The organism is Candidatus Chlamydia corallus, assembly GCF_002817655.1.
GTDB lineage: Bacteria > Chlamydiota > Chlamydiia > Chlamydiales > Chlamydiaceae > Chlamydia > Chlamydia corallus.
Genome location: NZ_NWQK01000001.1, coordinates 491,183 through 518,051 on the forward strand (window position 1 = coordinate 491,183; position 26,869 = coordinate 518,051).

Genomic DNA, 26,869 nt, shown 5'->3' on the forward strand with positions numbered 1-26,869 from the left:
AGAGGAAAATGCTTGACCCAAGAAAGTCTTAAACATAGAATTCGAGATTTTAATGTCTAAGCTTGTTGTTGACGTAGACAGCCTAAAAAGTCTTAGCTGCGTTGCTAGAGTCATTTCATCAGCTGGAACGTATGGACAAAACTGAAAATTATTTGATGAGGAAACGCAAATGACACTGGTACCCTATGTTGTCGAGGATACGGGCCGTGGTGAAAGGGCCATGGATATTTACTCCCGTCTCCTGAAAGATCGTATTGTAATGATCGGTCAGGAAATCACGGAGCCCCTTGCAAACACAGTAATTGCCCAACTCCTTTTTCTCATGTCTGAAGATCCTAAAAAAGATATTCAAATTTTTATTAATTCCCCAGGCGGTTATATCACAGCAGGACTAGCAATCTATGATACCATTCGCTTTTTAGGTTGTGATGTAAATACCTATTGTATTGGTCAAGCTGCTTCCATGGGGGCTCTTTTATTATCCGCAGGAACTAAAGGTAAGCGTCATGCCCTTCCACACAGCCGTATGATGATTCACCAACCTTCGGGAGGTATTATCGGGACATCTGCTGATATTCAACTACAGGCCGCTGAAATTCTAACACTAAAAAAACACCTCGCGAATATCCTCTCCGAATGCACAGGCCAACCTGTAGAGAAAATTATAGAGGACTCAGAACGAGACTTCTTCATGGGAGCCGAAGAAGCCATCTCCTACGGACTTATTGATAAAGTGGTAACTTCTGCAAAAGAAACTAATAAGGATACAAGTAGCACTTAAAGAGAAAATATGAATAAAAAAAATCTGACTATTTGTTCATTTTGTGGTCGGTCTGAAAAAGACGTAGAGAAGCTAATTGCGGGGCCTTCGGTATACATTTGTGACTATTGCATCAAATTATGCTCTGGAATTTTAGATAAGAAACCCTCCTCTACAGTATCTTCAGCTCCAGTTTCGGAAGCACCTTCGCAACCTTCTGATCTAAAAGTACTCACCCCTAAAGAGATCAAAAAACATATTGATGAATATGTCATTGGTCAAGAAAGAGCTAAAAAAACAATAGCTGTTGCCGTTTATAATCATTATAAACGTATACGAGCTCTACTACATCACAAACAGGTAAGCTACGGGAAATCTAATGTTCTTCTCCTAGGCCCCACAGGATCTGGAAAAACATTAATTGCAAAAACCTTAGCAAAAATTTTAGATGTTCCCTTCACAATTGCCGATGCTACCACTCTAACCGAAGCAGGTTATGTTGGTGAGGATGTGGAGAACATAGTTTTGCGTTTATTACAAGCTGCTGATTACGACGTGGCTCGTGCAGAACGAGGCATTATCTATATCGATGAAATCGATAAAATTGGCAGGACAACTGCCAATGTCTCCATTACTAGAGATGTTTCAGGAGAAGGAGTCCAACAAGCATTGTTAAAAATCGTTGAAGGAACTATAGCAAACGTTCCTCCTAAAGGAGGCCGTAAGCATCCCAACCAAGAGTACATCCGAGTCAATACAGAAAATATCTTATTTATCGTAGGTGGCGCATTCGTCAACCTAGACAAGATTATTGCGAAACGATTAGGGAAAACTACAATAGGGTTTTCTGATGATCAAGCAGACCTTTCTCAAAAAAACCGAGATCATCTACTTGCTAAAGTCGAAACCGAGGACCTGATTGCCTTTGGAATGATCCCTGAATTTGTCGGAAGATTCAACTGCATTGTAAACTGTGAGGAACTCTCTTTGGACGAACTTGTTGCCATCCTTACAGAACCTACAAATGCTGTCGTTAAACAATATGTAGAGCTATTTGCAGAAGAAAACGTCAAGTTAGTTTTCAAAAAAGAAGCTCTATATGCTATAGCAAAAAAAGCAAAGCAAGCAAAAACTGGAGCTCGTGCTCTAGGAATGATTTTAGAAAATCTTCTTAGAGACCTTATGTTCGAAATTCCTTCAGATCCTACAGTAGAAGCTATTCATATCCAAGAAGACACTATCGCAGAAAATAAAGCGCCAATAATTATCAGAAGGACCCCAGAAGCTATAGCTTAACTCTCTTTAGTTCCTTATTTTAGAGGTGTGATGACAACAATCGCCATAGAAGCTGCAAAAAAAGTTCTTATAAAACTACGTAATGCAGGATATCAGGCGTATTTTGTCGGTGGTTGTGTTAGAGATATGTTGATGCATAGGCCTCTTGAGGACATCGATATAGCTACCAATGCCTCTCCAACTATTGTATCTACGATCTTCCCTGATGTGATTACTATCGGTGTTGCCTTTGGTATCATCGTAGTAAAACAGGACGGACGCCTATTTGAAGTTGCTACCTTCCGCTCTGATGGAGAATACAAAGATGGACGACATCCTGATCGCATTATATTTTCTTCTATGCGAGAAGATGCCCTCCGAAGAGATTTCACCGTCAACGGTATGTACTACGATCCTTTTGAAGACAAGGTCTTTGACTTTGTCGAAGGAACCCGTGATATTGAAAAGAAAGTCATTCGCGCTATAGGCCACCCACGCTTAAGATTCTCAGAAGATAAACTTCGTATCCTACGTGCCATACGCTTTTCTTCTACCCTTGGCTTCACGCTAGATCCAACGACAGAACGCGCCATTATCAAAGAAGCTCCAACATTAGTAAATTCCGTATCACCAGAGAGAATTTGGCAAGAGCTAAAAAAAATGCTTTCAAGACAGCCTTATGCAGCCCTCTCTCTCCTACTTAAACTTAAAGTTTTAATCTTTATTTTCCCTGAGCTAAAAGAGATTCCCTACAGTCTTTTAAGAACAACTATAGAATTTGCCCGTCAGTTCAACCCAACATATTTCCCCGAGCTTCTCTTTTTACTGCCTCTATTCCAAGGGATAAGTGAAGAAGCTGCAACAGTAGCTTTTGGAAGATTACGAATTTCTAATAAAGAATTGAAATTAATAGAATCCTGGTACCAAGCACTCCCCCATTTTCAAAACCAATCCAGCAACCGTGTATTTTGGGCTCACTTCCTAGCTTCTCCAACAGCACCCTTATTTCTTGAACTCTTCTCAGCTTTACAAAAAGACCCTAGCAGACAACAACACTTTATCTCTCGAGTACAAGAACTGGAATCACGCTTAGAGGAATTCATACTAAGAATAAAAACATCTTCCCCTGTCGTCTCAGCTCCCGACCTGATGGCTAAGGGCATTGCCCCTGGGAGACTTCTTGGAGATCTACTCAGGGAAGCGGAGATTCTATCTATAGAAAACGAATGCCTCGACAAAGAAAAAATTTTATTGCTTTTACAAGAAAAAGGCTTTTGGAAGTAACTTAGTTTAAATAGGGCCTTTCCTTTACAACCCTTAGAAATTTATCTCTTTGGGTTTAATTTTTTAACTCCTATTATTTTCTCCTTAATTACCGAAGAAAATAAATCAAGAGACGATTATGCTAAGAATAGCCATTTTAGGAAGACCGAATGTAGGGAAATCATCACTTTTCAATCGTCTATGTAAACGCTCTTTAGCAATTGTAAATTCTCAAGAAGGGACAACCCGGGATCGCCTATACGGAGAAACACATGCTCTCGGCATTCCTGCTCAAGTGATTGATACTGGAGGTGTCGATCACAATTCTGAAGATTACTTCCAAAAGCATATCTACAAGCAGGCCCTAGCTGGCGCTAAGGAAGCTGATATCCTGTTACTAGTCATCGATATCCGCTGCGGTATTACCGAAGAAGATGCTCACTTAGCCAAACAACTCCTGCCCCTAAAGAAACCCCTAATCCTGATCGCCAATAAAGCAGATAGTCGTCAGGACGAATTACAAATTCATGAAACCTATAAATTAGGAATTCCCTTCATTGTAGCGACCTCAACAGCACATGATAAACACATCGACACCCTTCTTCAAAAAATTAAGTCAGTAGCCAACATCCCAGAACCTCTCAATGAGCAGGAAGAAAAGCAAGACAATGAGGAGCTTTTTGCCGATGAACAAGAAAACCTTTCGGCTACAACTCCCACAAAAATGTTGCCCGATTTTTCAGAAGTATTTACCGAGGACTTCTCTTTTGAAGAACCATTTGTTGCCCCAGATTCTTATCAACAACCTTCTAAAATATTAAAAATAGCACTAATCGGGCGCCCTAATGTAGGAAAATCTTCCATTATTAATGGTCTCCTTAATGAAGAGCGTTGTATTATTGATAATACTCCTGGGACTACACGTGATAATATCGATATTCTATATTCTCATAAGGACCGTCAGTATCTCTTTATTGATACCGCAGGTCTCAGGAAAATGAAAAGCGTGAAGAATTCCATAGAATGGATCTCTTCATCGCGAACTGAAAAAGCAATTTCTCGTGCTGATATCTGTCTTCTTGTTATTGATGCTACACAAAAACTTTCTTCATATGAAAAGCGCATTCTTTCTTTAATTTCCAAACGAAAAAAACCGCATATCATATTAATCAACAAGTGGGACTTACTTGAGGGTGTGCGCATGGAGCATTACTGCAAAGATCTACGATCTACTGATCCCTATTTAGGACAGGCTAAGATGCTTTGTATCTCTGCTGCTACTAAACGTAATCTTACAAATATCTTCTCTGCCATTGATGAACTGTATCACGTAGTATCAAATAAAGTTCCCACACCAATAGTAAATAAAACTCTGGCTTCTGCTTTACATAGAAATCATCCTCAAGTGGTGCAGGGACGCAGATTGAGGATTTATTATGCAATTCAGAAAACCACAACACCCCTTCAATTTTTATTATTTATAAACGCAAAATCGTTATTAACGAAGCATTATGAATATTATTTAAAAAATACATTAAAATCTTCGTTTAATTTATATGGAATACCATTTGATTTAGAATTTAAAGAAAAACCAAAAAGAAAGAATTAATTTGTTAAAAAATAATAAAAGATATTATTAAAATAAAATAAAAACAAATCAATTATTTCTTGGAGATTTATAGTCATGAACTATGACCAATACGATACGCCAAACCCAGAGCACAATCAGATTTTCGAAGACTTACTTTATAACTCTGAGGAAGCAATTTCATTAGATAAATATCAAGAAACTGGAGTGTATGTTGAAGAAAATACAGATCAGGGAGACCTTCTTATTGTCCTTGGTAAATCCGTATTCAAAAACACTATACATCAATTCTATTTAAGCGAAGATAACTATGCCTATACAAGATATTGTATTAAAAACAGCTGGAAGCCCTGGTCTAGTACTGCACTAACGACAATTTCAGAATCTGAGTATGACTGTGATCAACTCATAGAAACACAGTCTCTCCTCATTACAAATGTAAATACCCTACTCAATGCTCCTACAGATTTCCTCCTTGACTCTGAGAACCAGAACCACATTCTTTTATGTATAACAAGCGATAAAGGAAGTCACCGTGTCCAGTTCCTCATTGCCAACAATCGCAGGAAATTCTGGATTCGTTATTATGATGACCAGGCTTGGTCAGAATGGACGCAATTTATTTAAAAGAAATCAAGAAAAAAAGAAATACTTTGGAACAAATACACCTAGAGGAGAGAGCCTCTAGGTTATCTTAATCTTGATCTTCAGAATCTGTAACTACAGTCAACTCTAAGGGACCATAATTAACATTACTATGGAAAGATGTGGCTACACTAGGAATCACATTGTCTATGCGGTTATTCGACTCTATGGTTAATTCAAGACGGAAAAGATGCCGCGCAATCGTAATACGAATATCGCGAATCAAACTCTCAAACAGTAGGAAAGATTCGTGTTTAAATTCTAATAAAGGATCTTTCTGCCCTACAGTACGTAAACCAACTTCACTACGTAGCAAGTCCATATCTACAAGATGAACACGCCACTCCTCATCAATATGCATGACCATTACAGAGCGAATGACATCTTCACAAATAGCCAATGCATCCAATTCTTTGCTCCCAGCTTTCGAAAGCCCTTCAATCATATGCTCAAAGCGTACCTGGAACTCCTGAATAAGCTCCGCAGCGATCTTTTCAGCAACAGAATCTACATCTTTAAGCTGTCTAAGTTCCTCTATATTTAAGACAATAGGGAAAGAAGAGTTCATCCATTCCTGAAGATTTGCCAACGTCCACCCTTTGAACTGACGATCGCTGATAACCAAGGATGCTACCATCAGAGAAACATGACATAGGATTTCTTTTGCAAGATCAAAGACATGCTCAGCATGTAAGACATCATGACGAAAAGCATATATCGCCTGTCTTTGCTTATTCATCACATCATCATACTCTAGGGTATGCTTACGGATAGTATAGTTTCTCCCCTCTACACGCTTCTGCGCTGTTTCTATGAGCTTATTAAACATAGGATCCGACATAGCTTCTCCTTCTGGAGGACGGAAATGACGAATCAGGGCATTCAATTTAGGAGAGGCGAAAAGTCGCATTAGACGATCTTCAAAAGATAAAAAGAATTTTGCAGATCCAGGATCTCCTAAACGAGCACAACGCCCACGTAACTGCCTATCAATCCGACGCGATTGATGCCGCGTGGTACCAATCACATGTAGACCACCAACGATTACAGCTTCATTATCCAATTTGATATCTGTTCCTCGGCCTGCCATATTTGTAGCTACAGTCACAGCACCTAATTTACCTGCGCCTGCTATAATTTCTGCTTCTTGAGCATGATTCTTAGCATTCAATACAGTATGGTCTATGCGATTCTGCCGCAAAATTCGAGAAAGTTTTTCAGAAACCTCTACAGATTCTGTACCTACAAGAATAGGATTCCCTTTCCCATGGGTAGTCGCAATCTCATTAACAATAGCGTGGTACTTTTCACGCTCTGTCATATAAAATTCGTCATTGTGATCTATACGTAAACAAGGCTTGAATGTGGGCACTTGGAGTACATAAAGATTATAAATTTCTTTAAACTCTCGCGACTCCGTAATAGCTGTGCCTGTCATGCCTGCAAGCTTCTCATATAGACGGAAGAAATTTTGGAGAGTAACAGTAGCAAGTGTCTGAGATTCCTTACGGATAGTGACGTGTTCTTTAGCTTCGATAGCTTGATGTAATCCTTCAGAAAAACGTCGTCCAGGTTGAGGACGTCCTGTATGTTCATCGATAATTACAATCTGATCTTCACGGACAATATAGTCTACATCACGTTCCATCAGAAGCTGAGCCCGTAATAATTGTCGTAACCCATGGGCACGAGACTTTCTTAAAGTATCTTCTTCAGAAACTGCAATTTTTTTATTGATCTTATCCGTAGGTGATAGAGTCTCATCGCTTTCTATAAGAGCGTATTCATGCCCCATATCCATCATCACAAAGTCTTCGGTAGAGCCTCCAGCATATTCAACCCACTGCTGCATGCCTTTATCTGTGAGCTCAAAATCATTGTTATGCTCATCAACAATAATGTAGAGCTCTGAAAGACGCTCTAAGCTCTCTTCTTTATTCTGCTCAGCATGATAATAAACATCCCACTTATCGATCATAGCACGAAGATCAGGGTGCTCACGTACACGACGTAAAACACGATTCAAAGGCATTCCCTTGCTTACTAACCAGAGGCTACGGCAAAATTCAGAAATGCCTTCAAGAACTTTTTTGTCTTTAGGAAGAACATCAGCATCCAAAAAGCTGTCCAAACCTCGACGAGCTTCCAAAGCAATACGACTACAAAGCTCTTTTTGCAAATAAACAAGATTCGCGACTTTTTCTTTGAGCTCAAAATAGACAGGGTTATGTCTCTCTCCAGGACCCGAGATAATTAAGGGTGTTCTAGCTTCATCTATCAATATCGAGTCAACCTCATCAATGATAGCAAAGTAATGTTCTCTACCTACCTGCTCTTCAATACGAGTAGCTATAGAATTATCTCTCAAATAATCAAAACCAAACTCAGATGCTGTACCATAGACAACATCACATTGATAAATTTGCTTGCGCTTTTCTAAAAGAGTTCCTGACACCAAAACCCCAGTGGTAAGTCCTAGCCAACGCAATACCGATCCTACCCATTCACAATCTCGCTGGGCAAGGTAGTCGTTAACAGTAACTAAATGTACTGGCCTACCTGTCAAAGCATTTAAATACAGGGGCATAACTGCAGTAAGAGTTTTCCCTTCTCCCGTCTGCATCTCTGTAATAAATCCTTTGTGCATAGCAATGGCCCCTAAAATCTGAACATCATAAGGAACCATATCCCATCTTTGATGATATCCTGAGACTTCGACTGGGGTGCCAGTTAAACGTCGACAGACGTTTTTCACGACACCATAAGCTTCAGGAAGCATGTGATCAAGAGACTCTCCATCACGATACCGCTGCTTTAATTCTGCAGTCTTATTACGCAATTCATCATCAGATAAGGGTGTGAGCATTTCATCATAAATGTTCACCTTATCCACAAGTTTTTGAAATTTTTTTAAAGTACGCTCTTGAGAGGAGCCAAAGAAGCGCTTAAGAAAACCTAACATATGTCGTTTAATTCACTGTAATTACTAGAATACCATCTTTTACGAGAACGTTTCCCAACACCATACTTGATTTTACTTAATAAAACGAATAAAAGTTCCCAAGAAGCTGATTTCTGCTTCTTCTTATCTTCGAGCAACCATGACTTTGTCGCCCATAGAATAAAAAATTTGAAAAATCCAGAGTTACGCGGCAAGCAGAGCATCCACTTCCACAATATGATGATCATTGAGAGGTAGTTTTTTACGTAAAATTCGCAAAATCTGTGAGCGTCGTTGCTTCTCTTGCAAAGAGATATCTCGAGAAGAAAGAAAAGATTGAATTTCATAAGCGGCATCAAAATTGCCACAACGCGCTTCACATGCACTTAACAACTCTAAAGTTGCACAATTATGATCGATTTCCACGGCCTTTTTTGCGTACATCAACCCTTCTTCTGAAGAAAGTATGGTTGCATATCCAACTCCACAAAGCCAAGCCAAAGCCTTGTAAGCAGTCAAACATTCAGGGAAATTTTGAATCACATTGCAATATACACGTTCTGCATCTCCATATTTACGTAATCGACACAAGCTAAAACCATAGCCTAGCCCGCATTTGTAATCTTTAGCAAATGTGGAACAGCGTAAAGCCAACTCCCAGCAGCGCTCTGCTAATGGATAATCTCGTTGCTCCATAGCTGCCAAAGCTGCATATTTCATCAGTAAAGCATCCCCATGAGACCAAAGATTGCTGCTTTGATAGATGAGTAAAGCTTTTCCTGGTCTCCCCAGTTTTTGTTCACAAAGCCCGATATTAAATAAAGCTTCTTCTTTGTAGAGAGCATGTGACAAGAGTTTACGGAATAATTTGCCTGCTTGCGCATAGTTTGAGGTAATCCGATACGCTTGTGCTAGATTATAGGTCACCTCAACAGGACAGGTTCCCAAAGCATTGGCGCGATTATAAAAATCTATAGCGTCTTGATAACGCTTGGAAGTGAAATAAATATGCCCCATAGTCACAAAAGTCTCTTGGTGAGACAGGGGGGAAATCCATGGCTCAATCAAACTACAGGCAGCGTCTAAATAACCTAAGTGTACAAGAGCTGAAGCATATTTTGCAGCATCCTCTTCCTCGAATAAGTCTTTAGGAACGGCAGCAAAGGCTTGCGAACATTCTTTAAAAGCCCCAAATCTGTAGGCTTTATAAGCAATTTCTAAGAAAAAGTGTGGCCCGTTTAATCCTAATTTCTGCGCTTCAGCAAGCAACTTTTCGGATTCCTCAAAACGTTGCATCTTGCGTAGAATACGCATATACTCAAATAAACACTGCCTTCGATAGGATCGTTTTTTTAAAATGGGCAAAAGTTGTTGTTCGGCAAGCGCCCATTCTTTGAGCTCCATACTTAGGCGTACCTCTCGTATAACTTGCGCAGCATAACGACGAAAATGAACAAAGCGATAATAACCTTTAGCAACTAGCGCTATTGTTAAACTTGCAGCTAGTGCCCACAAGATGACCAACCACATAATTCGCCATTTTTGACTTTTATCTCTCTTTGCAATACCAAAAAAAGTCTTTAAAGTCTCTAACTTTCTTCTCTCTGAGACCTGCCTAACGACTGTCCCATAAGACAGCGGGTTTCAAAACCCATACGGGAATTCTTCAAAAGATCATTATCGAATCGTATAGCGTTAGGCAAAAAGAGCAAGATTACTGTAGAGCCACCAAAAGCAAAAAAGCCCTTCTCTGACCCTTTAGCATAGGTTTTGTTTGGAGAGAATGTTTGTACAATGGAGCCTACATTAAGAGCTCCAACTTCTAAATAGAGAATGTTGCCGAACCGCTCTGTTTCAAGAACAGTAACAGTGCGTTTATTTTCACAAAATAAAATGAAATTGTCTTTAACAGCTAAAGGATGAACTGAGAAAAGCGCTCCATTCACATAACGAGTCTTTTGAGGGATGCAATCACAGGGAAAATGGAATCGATGATAATCAAAGGGAGCAAGGCGAGCAAAAATAATACTGCCATGAGCATATAACTTTGTTAATTCATGATCTCCTAAAAGCTTAGGTAATGAAAAGGATTTTGATTTAACAATAAATTCATCGAATTCCGAAGCATTACGATAGACAAGGTAACGTCCATCGACAGGGGTGATGCACACCTCATTCCCGTCAACAATGGGGCGAGCTTTGGATTTCAACTTCCGGGTAAAAAAATCGTTGAAGGAGGTGAATTCGCAAACAGGTTTTGTTAATTCTTTTTCAGAAATTTTATATCGGGTCATGAAGGGGCGAATTTGTCGACGTGTCCACGAGCACCTTTGAAGCCAGCCATAAATTCGAGAAAATATAGGGTGTGTTGATAGAAATACTGAGAGTTTTTTGCCTAATTTAGAGTTGTATAGGAACAACATTGTTTTTTCATAAAATATAGGTTCTATTACTTTTTTTTTGGTAAGTCTATCAATATATTGGGGCTTCTGCACAAGACCTCTAGAAACGGTAAAAAGAAATTATAAAAAGATTAATGAAAATATGCCAATTGAATTAGCCTTCATATTCATCAAAACACCTTTCACCTCTTTAATCTAAAACTTGGTATTCTATCCCAAAGTTTCTTTAACCTTTCTATTTTTATGCTAAAGCACGATACTATTGCTGCCATTGCCACGCCTCCAGGAGAAGGAAGTATTGCTGTTGTACGGCTTTCTGGCTCACAAGCGATTGTTATTGCCGATCGTATTTTTTCTGGATCCGTGCCTGATTTTGCTTCTCATACCCTACATCTTGGACAAGTGATTTTTGAAGGAATCTTAATCGATCAAGCCCTTCTCCTCCTTATGCGTGCTCCTCGATCTTTCACTGGAGAAGATGTGGTCGAATTTCAGTGTCATGGAGGGTTTTTTGCCTGTTCCCAAATTTTAGACGCTTTAATTGCTTCGGGCGCCCGTCCCGCGCTACCTGGAGAATTCTCTCAACGAGCTTTTCTAAATGGAAAAATCGATCTCGTTCAAGCAGAGGCTATTCAAAATCTCATTGTTGCGGAAAATGTAGATGCGTTTCGGATTGCTCAGAGTCATTTTCAAGGAAATTTTTCTAAAAAAATTCAAGAAGTGCACACGTTGATTATCGAAGCACTAGCTTTTCTGGAAGTCTTGGGCGACTTTCCTGAAGAAGCACAGCCAGAACTCATTGTCCCTCAGGAAAAGATTCAAAGTGCTCTGAATATTGTCGTGGATTTCATTTCCAGTTTTGATGAGGGACAAAGACTCGCTCAAGGCACAAGTTTGATTCTCGCAGGCGAACCTAACGTAGGGAAATCCTCTCTACTCAATGCATTCCTTCAAAAAAATCGTGCTATCGTGAATCATATTCCTGGAACCACACGTGATATCTTAGAGGAACAGTGGCTTTTGCAAGGCAAGCGCATCTGGCTGATGGATACAGCAGGGCAAAGAACAACACACAACGATATCGAAAGAGAGGGCATTGAAAGAGCTCTTTCTGCTATGGAAGAAGCAGAAGGGATCCTTTGGGTATTAGATGCTACTCGGCCTCCAGCAGAGCTTCCTAAAATTCTTTTTGCCAAGCCTTCGTTCCTTTTATGGAATAAAGCCGATCTCAATCCCCCTCGATTCCTAGACACCTCGCTCCCTCAATTTGCAGTCTCAGCAAAAACTGGAGAAGGGCTTGCTGAAGTTAAACAAGCTTTAGGCCAATGGATGCAAAAACAAGAGGCAGGGAAAACCTCTAAAGTTTTCTTAGTTGCTTCTCGCCATCACACTATTTTACAAGAAGTTGCTCAATATCTGGGAGAAGCGCAGAAAAACCTACATCTCCAACCTCCAGAAATCACTGCTTTAGATTTAAGGCAGGCCCTTCAATCTATCGGGACTCTTTCAGGGAAAGAAGTTACTGAAACTATTTTAGGGGAAATTTTTAGTAAATTTTGTATTGGAAAATAGTTCCCCATGAAAAAATTTATTCTCACGACACTAAACTCGCTATTTCCCAACCCAAAACCATCTCTAAAAGGATGGTCTACGCCTTTCCAACTCCTGATTGCTATTCTCTTATCTGGAAATTCTACGGACAAAGCGGTAAATTCTGTCACTCCTCAACTCTTTTCAGAAGCTCCAGACGCACAATCTATTTTAAATTTGCCTCCAGAAAGGCTTTACAAGCTAATTGCCCCTTGCGGTCTTGGAGAGAGAAAAGCCGCCTATATTTATGAATTGTCTCAATTTTTAGTGAACGATTTTTATGGAGAACCTCCTAATGAGATGGCTCTTCTCACACAACTTCCAGGAGTCGGCAGAAAAACAGCTTCGGTTTTTCTTGGCATCGCCTACGGAAAATCTACATTCCCTGTGGACACTCACATTTTGCGTTTAGCGCAGCGATGGAAAATTTCTGATAAGAAAAGCCCTTCGGCTGCCGAAAAAGATCTGGTTCGCTTTTTTGGGAACGATAATTCACCAAAACTGCATCTGCAACTCATCTACTATGCACGACAATATTGTCCTGCTTTAAACCATAAAATTCACAATTGCCCTATATGTTCGTTTCTTGCAAAAAGAGGCGCTTAGCACTCGTACGTAGAAAACCGCTTTGTTATAAAAAATTATATAAATTTAGAGTTGCAAACTTCTTAAGAGGTCCTAACTTTCCCTTTTGTCTCGCAGTATAATAAAAACTGACTGCCACTCAAAATCGTTTGATTTCTAAGATAATAATTCTTTAAACTAATTCACTCAGCACTTTACTATCACGACTTTATTTAAAAAATGAAAAAAAACACACCTGATAAAACCAATAATAAAAAAAATTTGTCCATTTGGTCTATTGGAGGATCTATTTTCGCTATGTTCTTTGGAGCTGGCAATATTGTCTTTCCCCTAGCCCTCGGATTCCACTATAATGCTCATCCCTGGTTTGCCTATTTTGGCATGATGCTTACCGCTGTATGCGTTCCTCTTCTAGGTTTGGTCAGCATGTTGTTCTATTCTGGGGACTATCAGAAATTCTTTTTCTCTATAGGAAGAATTCCTGGAATGATTTTTATTGTAGCCATTCTACTTCTGATTGGTCCCTTTGGGGGAATTCCGCGAGCCATTGCGGTATCTCATGCTACATTGATTTCACTATCTGAGTCTAAGAGCGCACTCATTCCTTCTCTGCCTATTTTTAGTGGGATTTGCTGTGTACTTATCTATCTCTTTTCATGCAAGCTAAGCCGCTTAATTCAGTGGCTGGGCTCTGTATTTTTCCCTGTTATGTTGGTTACCTTACTTTGGGTGATCATCCGTAGTTTTATTATTCCCGAACACCCCATGATTCAAGAGTTTAGTCCAGACAGATCTCAAGCTTGGTTTGCAGGATTCATTGAAGGTTTCAATACTATGGATTTACTTGCAGCGTTTTTCTTCTGCTCCATCGTTTTGATCTCTTTACGTCAGCTTATGGCTGAAGAGAAGCATCCTACAGCTGAAGAAGTCCCTCTCAATTTCCAAGGGATTAGTAAAAAAAATAAACGTTCCTTAGTTTTAGGGTTCTTGCTTGCTGCCATCTTATTAGGATGCACCTATCTTGGATTTGTTTTATCTGCCGCACGTCATGCCAGCTTACTTGTGAATGTAAGTAAAGGTCATATTCTTGGAAGGATCTCCGCTATTGCACTGGGGCCAAATAGCATTCTTACAGGAGTAAGTGTCTTTATTGCGTGTCTAACAACAGAAATTGCTTTAGTAGGTATTGTTGCCGACTTTCTAGCTCGCGTAGTTTCCTTTAAGAAATTAAACTACGCCACAGCCGTAATTTGCACTCTAATCCCTACATATTTCATTTCTATTTTAAATTTTGAAACCATAAGCCACCTGCTCTTGCCTTTGCTACAACTTAGCTATCCAGCTTTAATTGCATTGGCTTGTGGCAACATTGCCTACAAGTTATGGAACTTCCGTTACTCCGCAGTCTTGTTTTATTTAACCCTCTCTCTTACAATTGTTCTAAAATTAGTAAATTAAAACAGTAAAGGGTTGTTAGCATAATATTATGGTGTTAGAAGCATTAGCCATCTTTCGACAGGATGCAATGCAGTATCTCCTTAAGCACCGTCAGGAGATTATTGTAGACTTTTCTGAGGATAATTACACGATACGTATTCCTGATGAAGATGCTCCAGAGGGCTATTGGTTAAGCACTTTAAAGCTTCAAGACATTGATAGGTTAACGTTTGCTTCTTGTAGTTGTCCTGATGGTGAGTGTTGTTCGCACCTTATGACAGCATATTTTGCCGTCTACGACGCTTTAGGATTACGCCCCTTACACCACAAATTCCGTCATTCGTTTTGGTATGCAGTCTTTTCTCACTTTTTTCTAGAGTCCATTTCATTACAGGCTCAAGGAAAGATGGTCTATACTCTCGAATGTCCTCATATTACCTTAGAAATAGGATGTCTTTCGGAAGAGGTGTTCCAAGAGTGGCTCCGTATCATTCATGCTTCTGAAGAACCTACGGTATTTACAAAGAAAACTTTCTCACAGTCCAATCTCTATCGCGCTGCGAAAAAACTCTTTTTCTTAAATGAAGAAGGAGCTGAGCTTACAGTAGGAGAAAATTCTCAGGGCTTCCCTTCTCATTTTTCTCTCCAATGGAAAGGTCTTGTTTTTAAAGCAGAAATTCTAGATTTTCCTACATTAGAAGCAATATTTCCTAAGCTTGAACTGGCCCGTACATCTTTAAAAAACGTACATCACAACATTAGCATCACAAACGTCACGGTCTCCCCAGAGGAAGCTAAAGTCAATTTCATATTACATCCTCTAATCAGTAAAAAAGACTCTACAGATCATCCTATTACTAAAATAGGTTCTGTAGGATATGTTGCAAGAACACACGAACTGGTAGCAGCCCCTCAAGAAATTGCTCTCCCCATTTATGCCATTCCTTTGCTCAATCCTGAAGTTAAAAATCAGCTACTTCCCCTGCTCTGTTACAATTCCGTAGAACACCCCTTACACTATGATATCCACCTTCTACGCGATGCCTCATTCACATTTTCCGCTTATCTCACAAATCCTGGAGATTTAGACAACGGAAGTCTGATTTACCCAAACTATTGTTACAGCCCTACCAAAGGTTTGATGCAAGTCTCGGGTATGCTATCTCCAAAACAGTCGTTTATAATTAAGTCTGAACAAGTTGAAGACTTCCTCTATGAAATGGGGCATCTAATTCAAGAGCCTGGATTCCAAACATTTATACATGAACGCCCGCAAGGTCATCTTATTTATAATGTTACAGAACAAGGGGTTTTATTATTTCACTATGATGTCGGCGATCCCTCCTCTACAGAAATACGTTTCGGCACATGGACCTACTACACAAATCAAGGTTTCTTTCTGCAGAAGAAAAACGATTTGCCTATTCAAGATGGACTCATTGTAGAACCCCAAGATATCCCCGCCTTCATTATAAAGAATGATGCAGCACTACGACGTCTCCCAAATTTTTTTTCATCTTCCCCGAATTTAAAAGACCTTCTTATCGAAGTTCACAGGCAATCTCGTGGAAAAGGACTCGATCTCAAGCCGATTCTTGTTGGTATAGAGGAAAGCCATTGTCGGCTTTTTGGTGTATTCCTATATCGTGAAAATATAGGATTCTCTTTGATTCCTACGCCTCTACAAGGGCTATGTTCTCTACCTAGAGTAGTCCCACCTGAAAATGTTCCGCAGTTTCTTGCACAATATGCGCAGCATGATCGCATTTTATTTCCAGATCCGCAGACACGTCCCCCAGAAAGTTATGAATTAATTATTCAGTCTATTCACCGGCCCCACCCCGCCTCTCCTCTCCATTTGCAATTGGATCTGAAGACAAACCTTGGATCTATTCCGATAGGAATTGCTTTACAAGGCTTGAAAAGCAAACATACCTACCTATTTACACAAGCTGGCTTTTTAGATCTGAAACAAAACCTGTTTCAATTTTTACAACAATTCCTATCTGCACAGAAATGTGTGATCGCTGAGAGCATTATCATAGCGAATATTACCGACATCTTCAAATTAGATGCTCTAGCTCCACTATCAGTAACCGATGATACTTTAGCGAGTCCTGAAGATTTGCAATTTTTCTCACAGTTAAAAGCAGCATGTTTACCTCCGATTCCACAAAATCTCTTTTCTTCAGACCATCAACTCCGCCCCTATCAAAACAGTGGCTTACTCTGGCTATGGTTCTTATACAATCACAGACTCTCAGGGCTTCTCTGTGACGAAATGGGATTAGGGAAGACACATCAAGCTACAGCTTTACTCGATATCGTATTTCAGTCATCACAACCCTCGGCTCGCCCTAAATTTTTAATTGTATGCCCAACAAGTGTATTGCCACATTGGGAGCATATTCTAAGTAATCATCTTCCTGGCGTGAGCATTTTTGCCTTTCACGGGCCAAACAAACCGAATTTCCTACCTCCTGCGGACATTTTGCTAACTTCTTACGGAACGCTAAGACAAAATTACGATAAGTTTTACAAAATAGCGTTCACCATTGTCGTCTTCGATGAGATCCACATGGCTAAAAACAAGAGTAGCCAAATTCATAAAATTCTCTGTCGGATAGACGCTCAGATGAAGCTAGGCCTTACAGGAACTCCAATAGAGAATAATCTACTCGAGTTTAAAGGACTTTTGGACATTATCTTACCAAACTATCTTCCCTCTGATACTTTATTCAAAAAGCTATTTACTAAACGATGTTCTTCTGAAGAGTTGGAAGAGATTATCCCTTCCCAAGATCTTTTATTAAAGCTCACGCGCCCTTTTATCCTTAGACGGACAAAAAAACTGGTACTTCCTGAGCTTCCTGATAAAGTGGAATCTATCATTGCTTGTTCGTTATCTCCAGATCAAGAAAAGTTATACATGGCGACCTTGCAAAGAGAAAAAAGTCATATTCAACAGCTTGAAGTCCCTGAAGAACCCCCTACGAATTTTCTACATATTTTTGCTCTCCTAAACCATCTTAAGCAGATTTGTGATCACCCCGCAGTCTTTTTCAAAGAACCAGATCAATATAAAAACTATGAATCCGGAAAATGGAATGCTTTCATCAAACTCCTTAAAGAATCTTTAAATGCTGGATACAAAGTTGTGGTCTTCTCACAATATATCCATATGATTCGCATCATTACCCTCTATCTTGAAGAAATTGGTGTGAAGTACGCTTCGATTCAAGGAAAATCTCTGAATCGGAAGGAAGAAATTGAAACATTTACTACAGATCCTAAGTGTCAAGTGTTTGTTGGGTCGCTACTTGCGGCAGGAACAGGAATTAACCTGACTGCGGGCAATGTGGTGATTATGTATGATCGCTGGTGGAATCCTGCCAAAGAAAACCAAGCCCTAGACCGTGTGCACCGGATTGGCCAGAAAAATACCGTCTTTATCTATAAGCTTATTACTGAAGACACACTCGAAGAACGAATCCATTATTTAATTGAGAAAAAAATTCGCCTATTGGACAAAGTAATCGCCTCTCAAGATTCTAATATCCTACACATGTTGAATCGAGAAGATCTCCTAACAATACTATCTTATAAAGACGAGCGCGGAACTACAGACGAAGATCCTCTCTCAGAAGATGAAACTCCTAATTCGATACCTATTGAGGATTCTTAACTAGAGGCTACATGTTTAGTTGTGATTAAGGAGAAAGCTTACGATACCCACGATAGGTGACTAAAGCACCCACTATACCGTAAGCATAGGCTCGATTTTTAGGCCAAGTTAAAACCAGTCCGCTATCTGTAGAAAAAAGAAGAATAAGAAAGGCAAATGCCAATAAACCTATACCTAAAAATAAGGCTGCAATAGGCCAAGACTGTAGCCATGTCCAATCGGAAATTGCTTGTTTATTAGTTTCCTGGGCATGATTCTGATCACCAAGAACAGCTTCCCAATCTTCTGAAGAGACCGCGAATAAATCTTCGGCTTCTTCTTTAGAGGCTCCTTCTGGGAAGGAAATATGGCAAGAAGAAAACCCTCCTGAAGATACTGGGGGATCTTGAAGAAAGGCACTGCAATAGGGGCACTGAGGCACGTGCATAGATACACTCCCCTCACACTTCCAACACGTCCGCTGCATTTCTGTCTCTTTAGCAAATGGCATAGGCATCTTTCACTTTCTTCATGATCATGAGGGAAAATACATTCTTCCTCATCAATTGCTATCAACTATGCCCTCTGTGGGGTTAAGTTATGGCATTCTGCCCATAAACTTGTGCATTTAAAGAGCCTGTTCTAAAATGAAGACGTTCTCATCAATTATGAATCACGACTCCTTTGTCGCTAAAATGCCATTACCGCAAGTATACTTCTGGATATTAAAAAAGAAAACAATATTTACTAAGTTCATTTTAGCTTTTTCTGGATATAGGTCCAGGGTTCAACGTAGAACCAGCGCAGAAAAAAGCAATGCTGAAAATTAATCTTTAAGTCTAAAATAAGGATAAGTTCCTCTTCTTAATAAGATGCATGCATTTATGAAGGTGGTTCTTTTTGGAATCCTGAATAAAGTGAGAATGAAACTATGACCCAAGAGTTTGACTGTGTTGTTATTGGTGCGGGACCTGGAGGCTATGTTGCCGCAATCACTGCTGCACAATCAGGACTGCGGACTACTCTTATTGAAGAAAACCAAGCTGGAGGAACCTGCTTAAATCGCGGATGCATTCCTTCAAAAGCACTCATTGCTGGAGCAAATGTTGTTTCTCAAATTAAGCATGCAGAACAGTTCGGCATCCATATCGATGGTTATACAATCAACTATCCCGCTATGACAAAAAGAAAAAATACTGTCATCCAAGGGATCCGCCAAGGCTTAGAAGGATTAATCCAGAGTAACAAGATCACTGTCTTAAAAGGAAGAGGATCTCTAGCATCGTCCACAGAAGTTAAAGTTGTTGGCCAAGACACTACCCTAGTCAAAACTAAACAGATTATCCTAGCTACAGGATCGGAACCACGTCCTTTCCCAGGGGTTCCCTTCTCATCTAGAATTTTAAGTTCCACAGGGATCTTAGATCTTGCGACTCTCCCCAAAAAGCTTGCCATTATTGGTGGTGGCGTTATCGGCTGTGAATTTGCTTCTCTATTCCACACTTTAGAAGTTGAGATTACTATCATAGAAGCTCTGGATCATATTCTGGAAGTTAACAATACAGAAGTTTCTAAAGCTGTAACCGATAAATTTACCAAACAAGGAATTAGGATTCTTACAAAAGCCTCTATCTCTCTAATGGAGGAAACTCAAAATCACGTTCATATTACTGTCAATGGTCAAGTGGAAGCGTTTGATTACGTCTTGGTGGCTATTGGTCGACAATTTAATACGGCGAGTATAGGCCTTGATAATGCTGGAGTTATCCGGGATGATCGTGGTGTGATTCCTGTTGATGAAACGATGCGCACCAATGTTCCAAATATCTATGCTATTGGGGACATCACAGGAAAGTGGTTACTCGCTCATGTAGCTTCCCACCAAGGCATGATTGCTGGGAAAAATGCTTCTGGATATAACGAAATCATGGATTATTCGGCCGTACCTTCTGTAATCTTTACCCAGCCAGAAGTTGCTATGGTAGGTCTATCTTTACAAGCAGCCAAACAACAAAATCTCCCCGCAAAGCTAACGAAATTTCCTTTTAAAGCAATTGGAAAAGCTGTTGCTTTGGGAGAAGCTGATGGTTTTGCTGCCATTGTGAGTCATGAAAATACCCAGCAGATACTCGGAGCTTATGTCATAGGACCCCATGCCTCATCATTAATTGGAGAGATGACCTTAGCAATCCGCAACGAGCTCACTTTACCTTGCGTATATGAAACAATTCATGCCCATCCAACACTCTCTGAAGTTTGGGCCGAAGGCGCTTTACTTGCTACAAACCACCCTTTACACCTTCCTCCTAAGTCATGAAATCTAGGACAAATTCAAATACAGACGAAACTGTCGTTCGAAAAAAACTCCCCGAGCGCTTTCCTAAATGGTTACAAAGACCTTTGCCACAAGGTTCTGTATTTCACTCTACGGATGCTACAATAAAACGATCAGGAATGCCGACAGTATGCGAAGAAGCCCTCTGCCCTAATAGAGCCGAATGTTGGTCTCGTAAAACCGCCACATACCTAGCTCTTGGCGATACCTGTACCCGGCGCTGCGGTTTTTGTAATATTGGGTATTCTAAATGCCCCCCATCCTTAGATCCTACAGAACCCGAGCGTATTGCTTCTTCAGCTAAAGAGATGAATTTGAAACATATTGTGATCACGATGGTAGCTCGCGACGACCTTAAAGATGGGGGTGCACAGGGTTTAGTCAACATCATTCAAAAGTTACACGAAGAACTTCCTCAAGCTTCTATAGAAGTTCTTGCTTCTGATTTTCAAGGTAATGTTTCTGCTCTGCACACCCTTTTGAATTCTAATATTACTATTTATAATCACAATGTCGAAACTATAGAGAGGCTCTCGCCTCTAGTAAGGCATAAAGCCACTTACACCAGGTCTATGTTCATGTTAGAACAGGCCGCAAACTACCTCCCTAATCTTAAAATTAAATCTGGTATCATGGTAGGATTAGGCGAAACTGAAGGAGAAGTCAAGCAGACTCTCAAAGATCTAGCGTCAGTAGGAGTTCGTATTGTTACTATAGGCCAATACTTACGTCCTTCCCGTAGGCATATCCCCGTCAAAAGTTACGTGACTCCAGAGACTTTTGATTATTACCGCCGAATCGGAGAAGCTATGGGTCTTTTTGTCTATGCAGGACCTTTTGTACGATCTAGTTTTAATGCTGATATGGTGTTAACTTCTATACAAGAGAAAGCATCAGCTTAGAAAAGCACGGTAGTGCTCACAAAAGCTCATCTTTATACGATTCATATATCTAAGAACCAGTTACCAAACCAACTATCTTCGATGATTTGTCATATTTTGATCAGATGAGATGCTGTTCTCTATACAAGCAGCAGGCACAACCCAAAAGTTAGAAATGGCATCAAAAGAGACGGTATCTGAATTCTTAAGGCTGCTATAACAATTCCCAAACTAAGAACTTTAAAAACCTATGAACGTATGGGAAATTTTGCAGTGCAGCCGATCCTACGCATGTTTCAAACCATATAGCCAGCAGCCAACCGAAACCATGAAAAATACTTAAATAAGAAGGCTCGATAAACAGGACGGAACCATGGATGCCAAAACCGAGAGAGGGTTTCCTCGTCCCGACCTTATTAAAGAGAAGTCTGAATAACACAAGATCAAATCACCTCTATCTTCCTGTATTCAAAGCTAGTCTAATCAAAAGAAAAGTTCGCAAACAATTTTGATCTCCTCATTTCGATAAGGCGACAAGAACAACGGCCCCCTCTTTAAAAATAGCGACTTGCTTGTGCAGCTTTAAACCCCTTTCTGTTAAGGAACGGGGACGGTGGCTGGAGTACTTGATCGATTCGCAGCAAAACGTTGACAGCAAAAGATTATCGGAAAGAGAAAAAGACTAACAAGAATTCTTAAAGCTAGCATAATGATTCCTAAACCAAGAACTTTAAAAACCTATGAACGTATGCGAAATTTTGCAGTGCAGCGGATCCTACGCATGTTTCAAACCATATAGCCAGCAGCCACAACTGAAACCATGAAAAATACCTAAATAGGAAGGCTCGATAAACAGGAAGGAACCATGGATGCCAAAACCCGAGAGGGGGTTTCCTCGTGTCCCGACCTTATTAAAGAGAAGTCTGAATAACACAAAATCAAACCGCCTCTATCTTCCTGTATTCAAAGCTAGTCTAATCAAAAGAAAGGTTCGCAAACAATTTTGATCTCCTCATTTCGATAAGGCGACAAGAACAAGGGCCCCCTCTTTAAAAATAGCGACTTGCTTGTGCAGCTTTAAACGCCTTTCTATTAAGGAAAGACGGCGTTGTTGGCAATAATACCTTCGTTGAAAGTATCATTGTTGAAAGTATCATCCTCAAGTTGATCTGGAGCAAAACGTAGCCAGCAAAAGATTATCGGAAGGGTAAACACAGTAAAAAGAATTCTTAAAATTAGCGTAATGATCCCTAAACCAAGAATTTGTAAAGCGGCAACAAATGTATGATAGATTTTCGTAAAGGTAGAGCCTGGGAAACCTTTGACGCACCACACAGCACAAAGTCGTCCTATACCGTAAAATGCAGCTACAATGGGGATACTCTCTATTACACGAGTAATGATCGTAAAAGCTGTTGCTTTGAGAGGTGAACACGAGACGTCTTCGGGTACCGAAAGGATCACAAGAGATAAGTCAAAACTTGGTAATACACAAATAGAGCCTTCACGCGATCGAACAAATTGATACCCGCACTGTATTGAGGGGAAATTTGCAGTTGCATCAAAAAATTCGTCAGCCGTTTCATATCTTTTTATAAGCATACTTTTCCTCATTTTTAATAAAATGTAATGAAAATTATATCCTTTATAATGTTTTTATTAATAAAAATCAACTATTGATATTTAATAGATAACACCTCCTGCTTCCTTAAAGCTGAACTCCCCTACATGTAGAGGAACTGATTCTGGAGATGCGAGCTTATTTTTAAGAGTCACAGCAAGATGAGTGATTCGCTATAGAGGAAGGCAGCCAAAAAAATCTCAGTCTTTACAAAATCTTTGCATTCCTGTAAAGCTACTTCACTAAAGTCTTTGTGGGAAAAGTATGATTTTCTATCTTGGAGAAAGACTCAGAAAAAAAGCTAAAACGATAATCTTTGCTATCTACAACATTTAATGTTGAGGTGACTTTTTATAAACATACAGCCAAGGAAGAGCAAGGTAAGCAAGGTAACAAGAATTCTTAAAGCTAGGATAATGATGCCTAAACCAAGAATTTCTAAAACGCCAACAAATGTATGATAGATTTTGGTAAAGGCAGAGCCTGAGCAACCTTTGACGAACCATACAGCACAAAGTCGTCCTATACCGTAAAACACACTTACAAGGGGGATAGTCTTTAGTATTCCATCACAGATATAGGCAATTGTTATTTTGCAAGGGGAATTTGTACCGTCTTTGTTAAACCAGACAAGAAGTGCGTCACTAAGTGGACTCGCATACTCCTCTTCTGCCAAACTAGTGGAATCTTCAGTAGAAGCATACAGTCGAGTAGATTGAAAGGCGTCCACTATGAGTGGGAAATATTTATTTGCCTCCAAAAAATCAAATCGTGTTTCGTACATTTTCATAAGCCACCTTGTTTTAAGGCAGATAATTATATCCGCAACAATGCTTTATTTCTAATAAAAAATGTTTTTAACTAGCTATCTTAATAACTTCTGCTTTTCTAATACTTAAAACTAGTGTCAAAGATTTTCATTAAGAATTAAAAAAGAGGGAATCCGAGAACCCCATACTCATCGCACCTCAAGTTGATAACTTCATAAAAACTCGGGAACAAAACTCTGAAAAATATCATACAAAATAGAGAGTCCCCATCCTGTTTTCAAAAAAATAACCCTTTGATAATTCGAACACGTTGCTGAGAGATGTGTATGAAATCATTTTTTAATATCGCAACTTGAAGAAAAAGAGGACAAAGATTATCATTTTACGTTCGCGATTGGCACTAATCCCCCCTTTTGTTATGGTGAATAAAAAGGTGTGCGTGGATTATGGTTCGTCGATCTATTTCTTTTTGCTTTTTCTTTCTAATGACGTTGTTCTGTTGCACGAGCTGCAACAGTAGGTCTTTGATTGTACATGGTCTCCCTGGCAGAGAAGCCAATGAGATTGTAGTACTTTTGGTAAGCAAAGGGGTAGCTGCACAAAAATTACCCCAAGCTGCAGCGGCTACAGCTGGAGCAGCTTCCGAGCAAATGTGGGATATTGCTGTTCCCTCAGCACAAATCACAGAGGCCCTTGCAATTTTAAATCAAGCAGGTCTTCCCCGTATGAAGGGGACAAGCCTGTTAGATCTTTTTGCAAAACAAGGCCTTGTTCCTTCAGAACTTCAGGAGAAAATCCGTTATCAAGAAGGCCTATCAGAACAAATGGCCTCTACGATTAGAAAAATGGACGGCATTGTCGATGCCTCAGTACAGATTTCCTTTACTACAGAAAACGAGGAGCATCTTCCTTTAACAGCCTCTGTTTATATTAAGCATCGGGGGGTTTTAGACAATCCGAACAGCATCATGGTCTCCAAAATTAAGCGGCTTGTAGCAAGCGCAGTTCCAGGACTTGTCCCAGAAAATGTCTCCGTAGTGAGTGACCGTGCGGCTTATAGTGATATAACAATTAATGGTCCTTGGGGGTTAACAGAAGAAATCGATTACGTCTCCGTTTGGGGAATCATTCTTGCTAAGTCTTCGCTCACTAAATTCCGTCTCGTTTTTTATTGTTTGATTCTCATTCTATTTATCATCTCTTGTGGTCTCCTTTGGGTAATTTGGAAAACTCATACTCTCATCATGACTATGGGAGGCACGAAAGCATTCTTCAATCCTACCCCCTATGCTAAGACTGCTTTAGAAGCAAAGAAAGCTGAGGGAACAGCTGCTGACAAAGATAAAAAAGAGGAGTCAGATCAACCTAGTGAAAGCAAAAATGCTGAAGCTAATGATAAAGATGCTCCAGAAGGAAGCAACGAAATTGAGGACGCCTAGTGACTGCCAACACTTTTGGAACTCTAGACATCTTGATGAAGCACTCCAAGGAAGATGACCTCTCTCGGTTTCTTCCTAAAAATCTTCTTGTTGAATCTCCTCATCCTCAGGAGATTCCCTTAAAGTCTTTATCTTATACTATGAGCTGGTTACCCACGATTCATCCTTCTTGGATTGCCATTGCTATGAAAGATTTCCCTTCTGAAGTACAGGGTCAGTTATTAGCGTGGTTACCAGATTCTTTGGTTCAGGAAATTCTACCCCTACTCTCAAGAATCTCTGTAGCAACACGCCGCTGTGCACCTTTCGGAGCCTTCTATCTCCTAGATATGCTAAGTAAAAAGATTCGTCCTTGTGGAATTACAGAGGAGATTTTTCTTCCAGCTTCCTCAACAAACGCCATACTTTACTATACGGGTCCTGTAAAGATCACTTTAATCAACTGTCTAGGTCTGTACTCTATTGCTAAAGAGTTGAAACACATTCTAGATAAGGTTGTGATTGAACAAGTGAGAAGTGCTCTTACTCCTACAGAGAAATTATTTCTTACCTACTGCCAATCTCATCCTATGAAACATTTAGAAACTACGAATTTTCTTTCTTCTTGGACTACCGATACAGAATTGCGACAATTCATTCATAAGCAAGGATTAGAGTTTTTAGGTAAAGCATTAACAAAAGAAAACGCTTCTTTTCTATGGTATCTTCTACGTAGGTTAGATGTCGGTCGAGCATATATTATCGAGCAGACTTTAAAAGCATGGTATGATCATCCCTACGTGGATTATTTTAAGTCCCGCCTAGAACAATGCATGAAAGTCTTAGTAAAATAAAAGCTGAATTAAGTCTGAATAAATAAAGATTTAGCTTTATACAAAGTATAGAAAAATAAAACGACAATAAAAAGGAGCGGCGTTTTCTCTTCTGAGATGAATAGCTCTCAAAGATGCTACGCCATGATAAAGATGAAGTTTTTTAGCTTAATTTTTAAAGATGATGATGTCTCCCCAAATAAGAAGGTTTTGTCTCCTGAAGCTTTCTCCGCTTTTCTTGACGCCAAAGAGCTACTAGAAAAAACAAAAACCGATAGCGAGGCCTATGTAGCGGAGACCAAAGAGCAGTGTGTACATATTCGTCAAGAAGCCAAAGACCTAGGATTTAAAGAGGGCTCGGAATCTTGGAGCAAGCAAATTGCTTTCTTGCAAGAAGAAACTAAAAATTTACGCACAAGAGTACGAGAAGCATTGGTTCCTCTGGCAATTGCCAGCGTAAGGAAAATCATTGGGAAGGAACTCGAAATGCATCCCGAAACGATTGTCTCTATTATTTCTCAAGCATTGAAAGAGCTCACGCAAAATAAAAATATCATTATCTATGTCAATCCCAAAGATTTACCTCTTGTTGAGAAAAGTCGTCCTGAACTTAAGAAAATCGTAGAGTATGCAGACACCTTGATTCTGACAGCAAAACCAGATGTGACTCCTGGAGGTTGCATTATCGAGACAGAAGCAGGAATCGTCAATGCCCAGCTTGATATACAATTAGATGCCTTAGAAAAAGCTTTCTCGACTATACTAAAGCTGAACAACCCTGTAGATGAACAACCTGAGACTTCATCATCCACAGATGCTGCCTCTCCCTCTAATGATCAGGATAAGAAAGAATAAGGGTAT

The 26,869-nt window shown here is 39.8% G+C and carries 20 protein-coding genes; 14 read left to right on the top strand and 6 right to left on the bottom strand.

The genetic code is table 11. The features are described from left to right. Positions 1–169: 169 nt before the first annotated feature. The 5 genes from CMV32_RS02150 to CMV32_RS02170 all read left to right on the top strand — a co-directional run bounded on the left by CMV32_RS02150 (position 170) and on the right by CMV32_RS02170 (position 5,513). Positions 170–781, top strand: a complete 612-nt coding sequence (locus CMV32_RS02150) for an ATP-dependent Clp protease proteolytic subunit (RefSeq protein WP_010883482.1) — start codon at positions 170–172, stop codon at positions 779–781. Positions 782–790: 9 nt separating this feature from the next. Beyond that, positions 791–2,056: an ATP-dependent Clp protease ATP-binding subunit ClpX gene (gene clpX / locus CMV32_RS02155; RefSeq protein ID WP_100934280.1), complete on the top strand. Its 1,266-nt coding sequence runs from the start codon at positions 791–793 to the stop codon at positions 2,054–2,056. 30 nt (positions 2,057–2,086) lie between these two features. After that, positions 2,087–3,319, top strand: a complete 1,233-nt coding sequence (locus CMV32_RS02160; RefSeq protein ID WP_100934281.1) for a CCA tRNA nucleotidyltransferase — start codon at positions 2,087–2,089, stop codon at positions 3,317–3,319. A 118-nt stretch (positions 3,320–3,437) separates the two neighbouring features. Next, positions 3,438–4,907: a ribosome biogenesis GTPase Der gene (der, locus tag CMV32_RS02165; RefSeq protein WP_100934282.1), complete on the top strand. Its 1,470-nt coding sequence runs from the start codon at positions 3,438–3,440 to the stop codon at positions 4,905–4,907. Between the two features lie 75 nt (positions 4,908–4,982). After that, positions 4,983–5,513 carry a hypothetical protein gene (locus CMV32_RS02170; RefSeq protein WP_100934283.1) on the top strand — a complete coding sequence of 177 codons (531 nt, stop codon included), beginning with the start codon at positions 4,983–4,985 and terminating at the stop codon, positions 5,511–5,513. 67 nt (positions 5,514–5,580) lie between these two features. Here the strand turns inward: CMV32_RS02170 and secA are convergent, their stop codons facing one another. The 3 genes from secA to CMV32_RS02185 all read right to left on the bottom strand — a co-directional run bounded on the left by secA (position 5,581) and on the right by CMV32_RS02185 (position 10,967). Next, positions 5,581–8,493, bottom strand: coding sequence for a preprotein translocase subunit SecA (gene secA, locus CMV32_RS02175; RefSeq protein ID WP_100934284.1), 2,913 nt, complete (start codon positions 8,491–8,493; stop codon positions 5,581–5,583). Between the two features lie 183 nt (positions 8,494–8,676). After that, positions 8,677–10,002, bottom strand: coding sequence for a tetratricopeptide repeat protein (locus tag CMV32_RS02180; protein ID WP_100934285.1), 1,326 nt, complete (start codon positions 10,000–10,002; stop codon positions 8,677–8,679). Between the two features lie 59 nt (positions 10,003–10,061). Further along, complete coding sequence (locus tag CMV32_RS02185) at positions 10,062–10,967, bottom strand: phosphatidylserine decarboxylase (RefSeq protein WP_100934286.1); 906 nt, start codon at positions 10,965–10,967, stop codon at positions 10,062–10,064. Between the two features lie 150 nt (positions 10,968–11,117). Here CMV32_RS02185 and mnmE point away from each other — a divergent pair, with 150 nt between their 5' ends. The 4 genes from mnmE (at position 11,118) to CMV32_RS02205 (ending at position 18,171) form a co-directional block, all read left to right on the top strand. Continuing rightward, entirely contained in the window at positions 11,118–12,446 is a 1,329-nt protein-coding gene (gene mnmE / locus CMV32_RS02190) for a tRNA uridine-5-carboxymethylaminomethyl(34) synthesis GTPase MnmE (protein ID WP_100934287.1), read from the top strand. Positions 12,447–12,452: 6 nt separating this feature from the next. After that, positions 12,453–13,070, top strand: coding sequence for an endonuclease III domain-containing protein (locus tag CMV32_RS02195; RefSeq protein ID WP_100934288.1), 618 nt, complete (start codon positions 12,453–12,455; stop codon positions 13,068–13,070). Positions 13,071–13,268: 198 nt separating this feature from the next. Continuing rightward, positions 13,269–14,507, top strand: coding sequence for a branched-chain amino acid transport system II carrier protein (gene brnQ, locus CMV32_RS02200; RefSeq protein WP_100934289.1), 1,239 nt, complete (start codon positions 13,269–13,271; stop codon positions 14,505–14,507). A 28-nt stretch (positions 14,508–14,535) separates the two neighbouring features. Continuing rightward, positions 14,536–18,171 carry a DEAD/DEAH box helicase gene (locus tag CMV32_RS02205; protein WP_100934290.1) on the top strand — a complete coding sequence of 1,212 codons (3,636 nt, stop codon included), beginning with the start codon at positions 14,536–14,538 and terminating at the stop codon, positions 18,169–18,171. A 25-nt stretch (positions 18,172–18,196) separates the two neighbouring features. On the opposite strand, the gene CMV32_RS02210 is transcribed toward CMV32_RS02205, so the two are convergent. Continuing rightward, on the bottom strand, positions 18,197–18,661 hold the full coding sequence (locus tag CMV32_RS02210; RefSeq protein ID WP_100934354.1) for a hypothetical protein: 465 nt from the start codon (positions 18,659–18,661) through the stop codon (positions 18,197–18,199). Between the two features lie 420 nt (positions 18,662–19,081). Between CMV32_RS02210 and lpdA the strand changes: the two genes are divergently transcribed. Both lpdA and lipA read left to right on the top strand, forming a co-directional pair. Continuing rightward, positions 19,082–20,467 carry a dihydrolipoyl dehydrogenase gene (gene lpdA / locus CMV32_RS02215; RefSeq protein ID WP_100934291.1) on the top strand — a complete coding sequence of 462 codons (1,386 nt, stop codon included), beginning with the start codon at positions 19,082–19,084 and terminating at the stop codon, positions 20,465–20,467. Then, the gene (lipA, locus tag CMV32_RS02220) at positions 20,464–21,387 is read left to right on the top strand and encodes a lipoyl synthase (RefSeq protein ID WP_100934292.1); all 924 of its coding nucleotides are present in this window, start codon (positions 20,464–20,466) and stop codon (positions 21,385–21,387) included. Before lpdA ends, lipA begins: the two co-directional genes overlap by 4 nt. A 1,071-nt stretch (positions 21,388–22,458) precedes the next feature. On the opposite strand, the gene CMV32_RS02225 is transcribed toward lipA, so the two are convergent. Together CMV32_RS02225 and CMV32_RS02230 are read right to left on the bottom strand one after the other, a co-directional pair. Then, complete coding sequence (locus CMV32_RS02225; RefSeq protein ID WP_100934293.1) at positions 22,459–22,968, bottom strand: hypothetical protein; 510 nt, start codon at positions 22,966–22,968, stop codon at positions 22,459–22,461. A gap of 338 nt (positions 22,969–23,306) precedes the next feature. Further along, positions 23,307–23,777: a hypothetical protein gene (locus CMV32_RS02230; RefSeq protein ID WP_100934294.1), complete on the bottom strand. Its 471-nt coding sequence runs from the start codon at positions 23,775–23,777 to the stop codon at positions 23,307–23,309. 426 nt (positions 23,778–24,203) lie between these two features. On the opposite strand from CMV32_RS02230, the gene sctJ reads away from it, so the two are divergent. From sctJ to CMV32_RS02245, 3 genes are all read left to right on the top strand, one after another. Continuing rightward, positions 24,204–25,196 (top strand): type III secretion system inner membrane ring lipoprotein SctJ, encoded by a 993-nt coding sequence (sctJ, locus tag CMV32_RS02235; RefSeq protein ID WP_100934295.1) that lies wholly within the window; start codon positions 24,204–24,206, stop codon positions 25,194–25,196. Beyond that, on the top strand, positions 25,196–26,029 hold the full coding sequence (locus tag CMV32_RS02240; RefSeq protein WP_100934296.1) for a PI-PLC domain-containing protein: 834 nt from the start codon (positions 25,196–25,198) through the stop codon (positions 26,027–26,029). The genes sctJ and CMV32_RS02240 overlap by 1 nt, the downstream gene beginning before the upstream one ends. A gap of 132 nt (positions 26,030–26,161) precedes the next feature. Beyond that, positions 26,162–26,863 (top strand): HrpE/YscL family type III secretion apparatus protein, encoded by a 702-nt coding sequence (locus CMV32_RS02245; RefSeq protein ID WP_100934355.1) that lies wholly within the window; start codon positions 26,162–26,164, stop codon positions 26,861–26,863. Positions 26,864–26,869 lie beyond the last annotated feature (6 nt).

Excerpts from the sequence above, each read along its gene's own strand:
- CMV32_RS02150 (WP_010883482.1), top strand. The coding sequence starts at position 170 with ATGACACTGGTACCCTATGTTGTCGAGGATACGGGCCGTGGTGAAAGG.
- clpX (WP_100934280.1), top strand. The coding sequence starts at position 791 with ATGAATAAAAAAAATCTGACTATTTGTTCATTTTGTGGTCGGTCTGAA.
- CMV32_RS02160 (WP_100934281.1), top strand. The coding sequence starts at position 2,087 with ATGACAACAATCGCCATAGAAGCTGCAAAAAAAGTTCTTATAAAACTA.
- der (WP_100934282.1), top strand. The coding sequence starts at position 3,438 with ATGCTAAGAATAGCCATTTTAGGAAGACCGAATGTAGGGAAATCATCA.
- CMV32_RS02170 (WP_100934283.1), top strand. The coding sequence starts at position 4,983 with ATGAACTATGACCAATACGATACGCCAAACCCAGAGCACAATCAGATT.
- secA (WP_100934284.1), bottom strand. The coding sequence starts at position 8,493 with ATGTTAGGTTTTCTTAAGCGCTTCTTTGGCTCCTCTCAAGAGCGTACT.
- CMV32_RS02180 (WP_100934285.1), bottom strand. The coding sequence starts at position 10,002 with ATGTGGTTGGTCATCTTGTGGGCACTAGCTGCAAGTTTAACAATAGCG.
- mnmE (WP_100934287.1), top strand. The coding sequence starts at position 11,118 with ATGCTAAAGCACGATACTATTGCTGCCATTGCCACGCCTCCAGGAGAA.
- CMV32_RS02195 (WP_100934288.1), top strand. The coding sequence starts at position 12,453 with ATGAAAAAATTTATTCTCACGACACTAAACTCGCTATTTCCCAACCCA.
- brnQ (WP_100934289.1), top strand. The coding sequence starts at position 13,269 with ATGAAAAAAAACACACCTGATAAAACCAATAATAAAAAAAATTTGTCC.
- CMV32_RS02205 (WP_100934290.1), top strand. The coding sequence starts at position 14,536 with ATGGTGTTAGAAGCATTAGCCATCTTTCGACAGGATGCAATGCAGTAT.
- CMV32_RS02210 (WP_100934354.1), bottom strand. The coding sequence starts at position 18,661 with ATGCCATTTGCTAAAGAGACAGAAATGCAGCGGACGTGTTGGAAGTGT.
- lpdA (WP_100934291.1), top strand. The coding sequence starts at position 19,082 with ATGACCCAAGAGTTTGACTGTGTTGTTATTGGTGCGGGACCTGGAGGC.
- lipA (WP_100934292.1), top strand. The coding sequence starts at position 20,464 with ATGAAATCTAGGACAAATTCAAATACAGACGAAACTGTCGTTCGAAAA.
- CMV32_RS02225 (WP_100934293.1), bottom strand. The coding sequence starts at position 22,968 with ATGCTTATAAAAAGATATGAAACGGCTGACGAATTTTTTGATGCAACT.
- CMV32_RS02230 (WP_100934294.1), bottom strand. The coding sequence starts at position 23,777 with ATGAAAATGTACGAAACACGATTTGATTTTTTGGAGGCAAATAAATAT.
- sctJ (WP_100934295.1), top strand. The coding sequence starts at position 24,204 with ATGGTTCGTCGATCTATTTCTTTTTGCTTTTTCTTTCTAATGACGTTG.
- CMV32_RS02245 (WP_100934355.1), top strand. The coding sequence starts at position 26,162 with ATGAAGTTTTTTAGCTTAATTTTTAAAGATGATGATGTCTCCCCAAAT.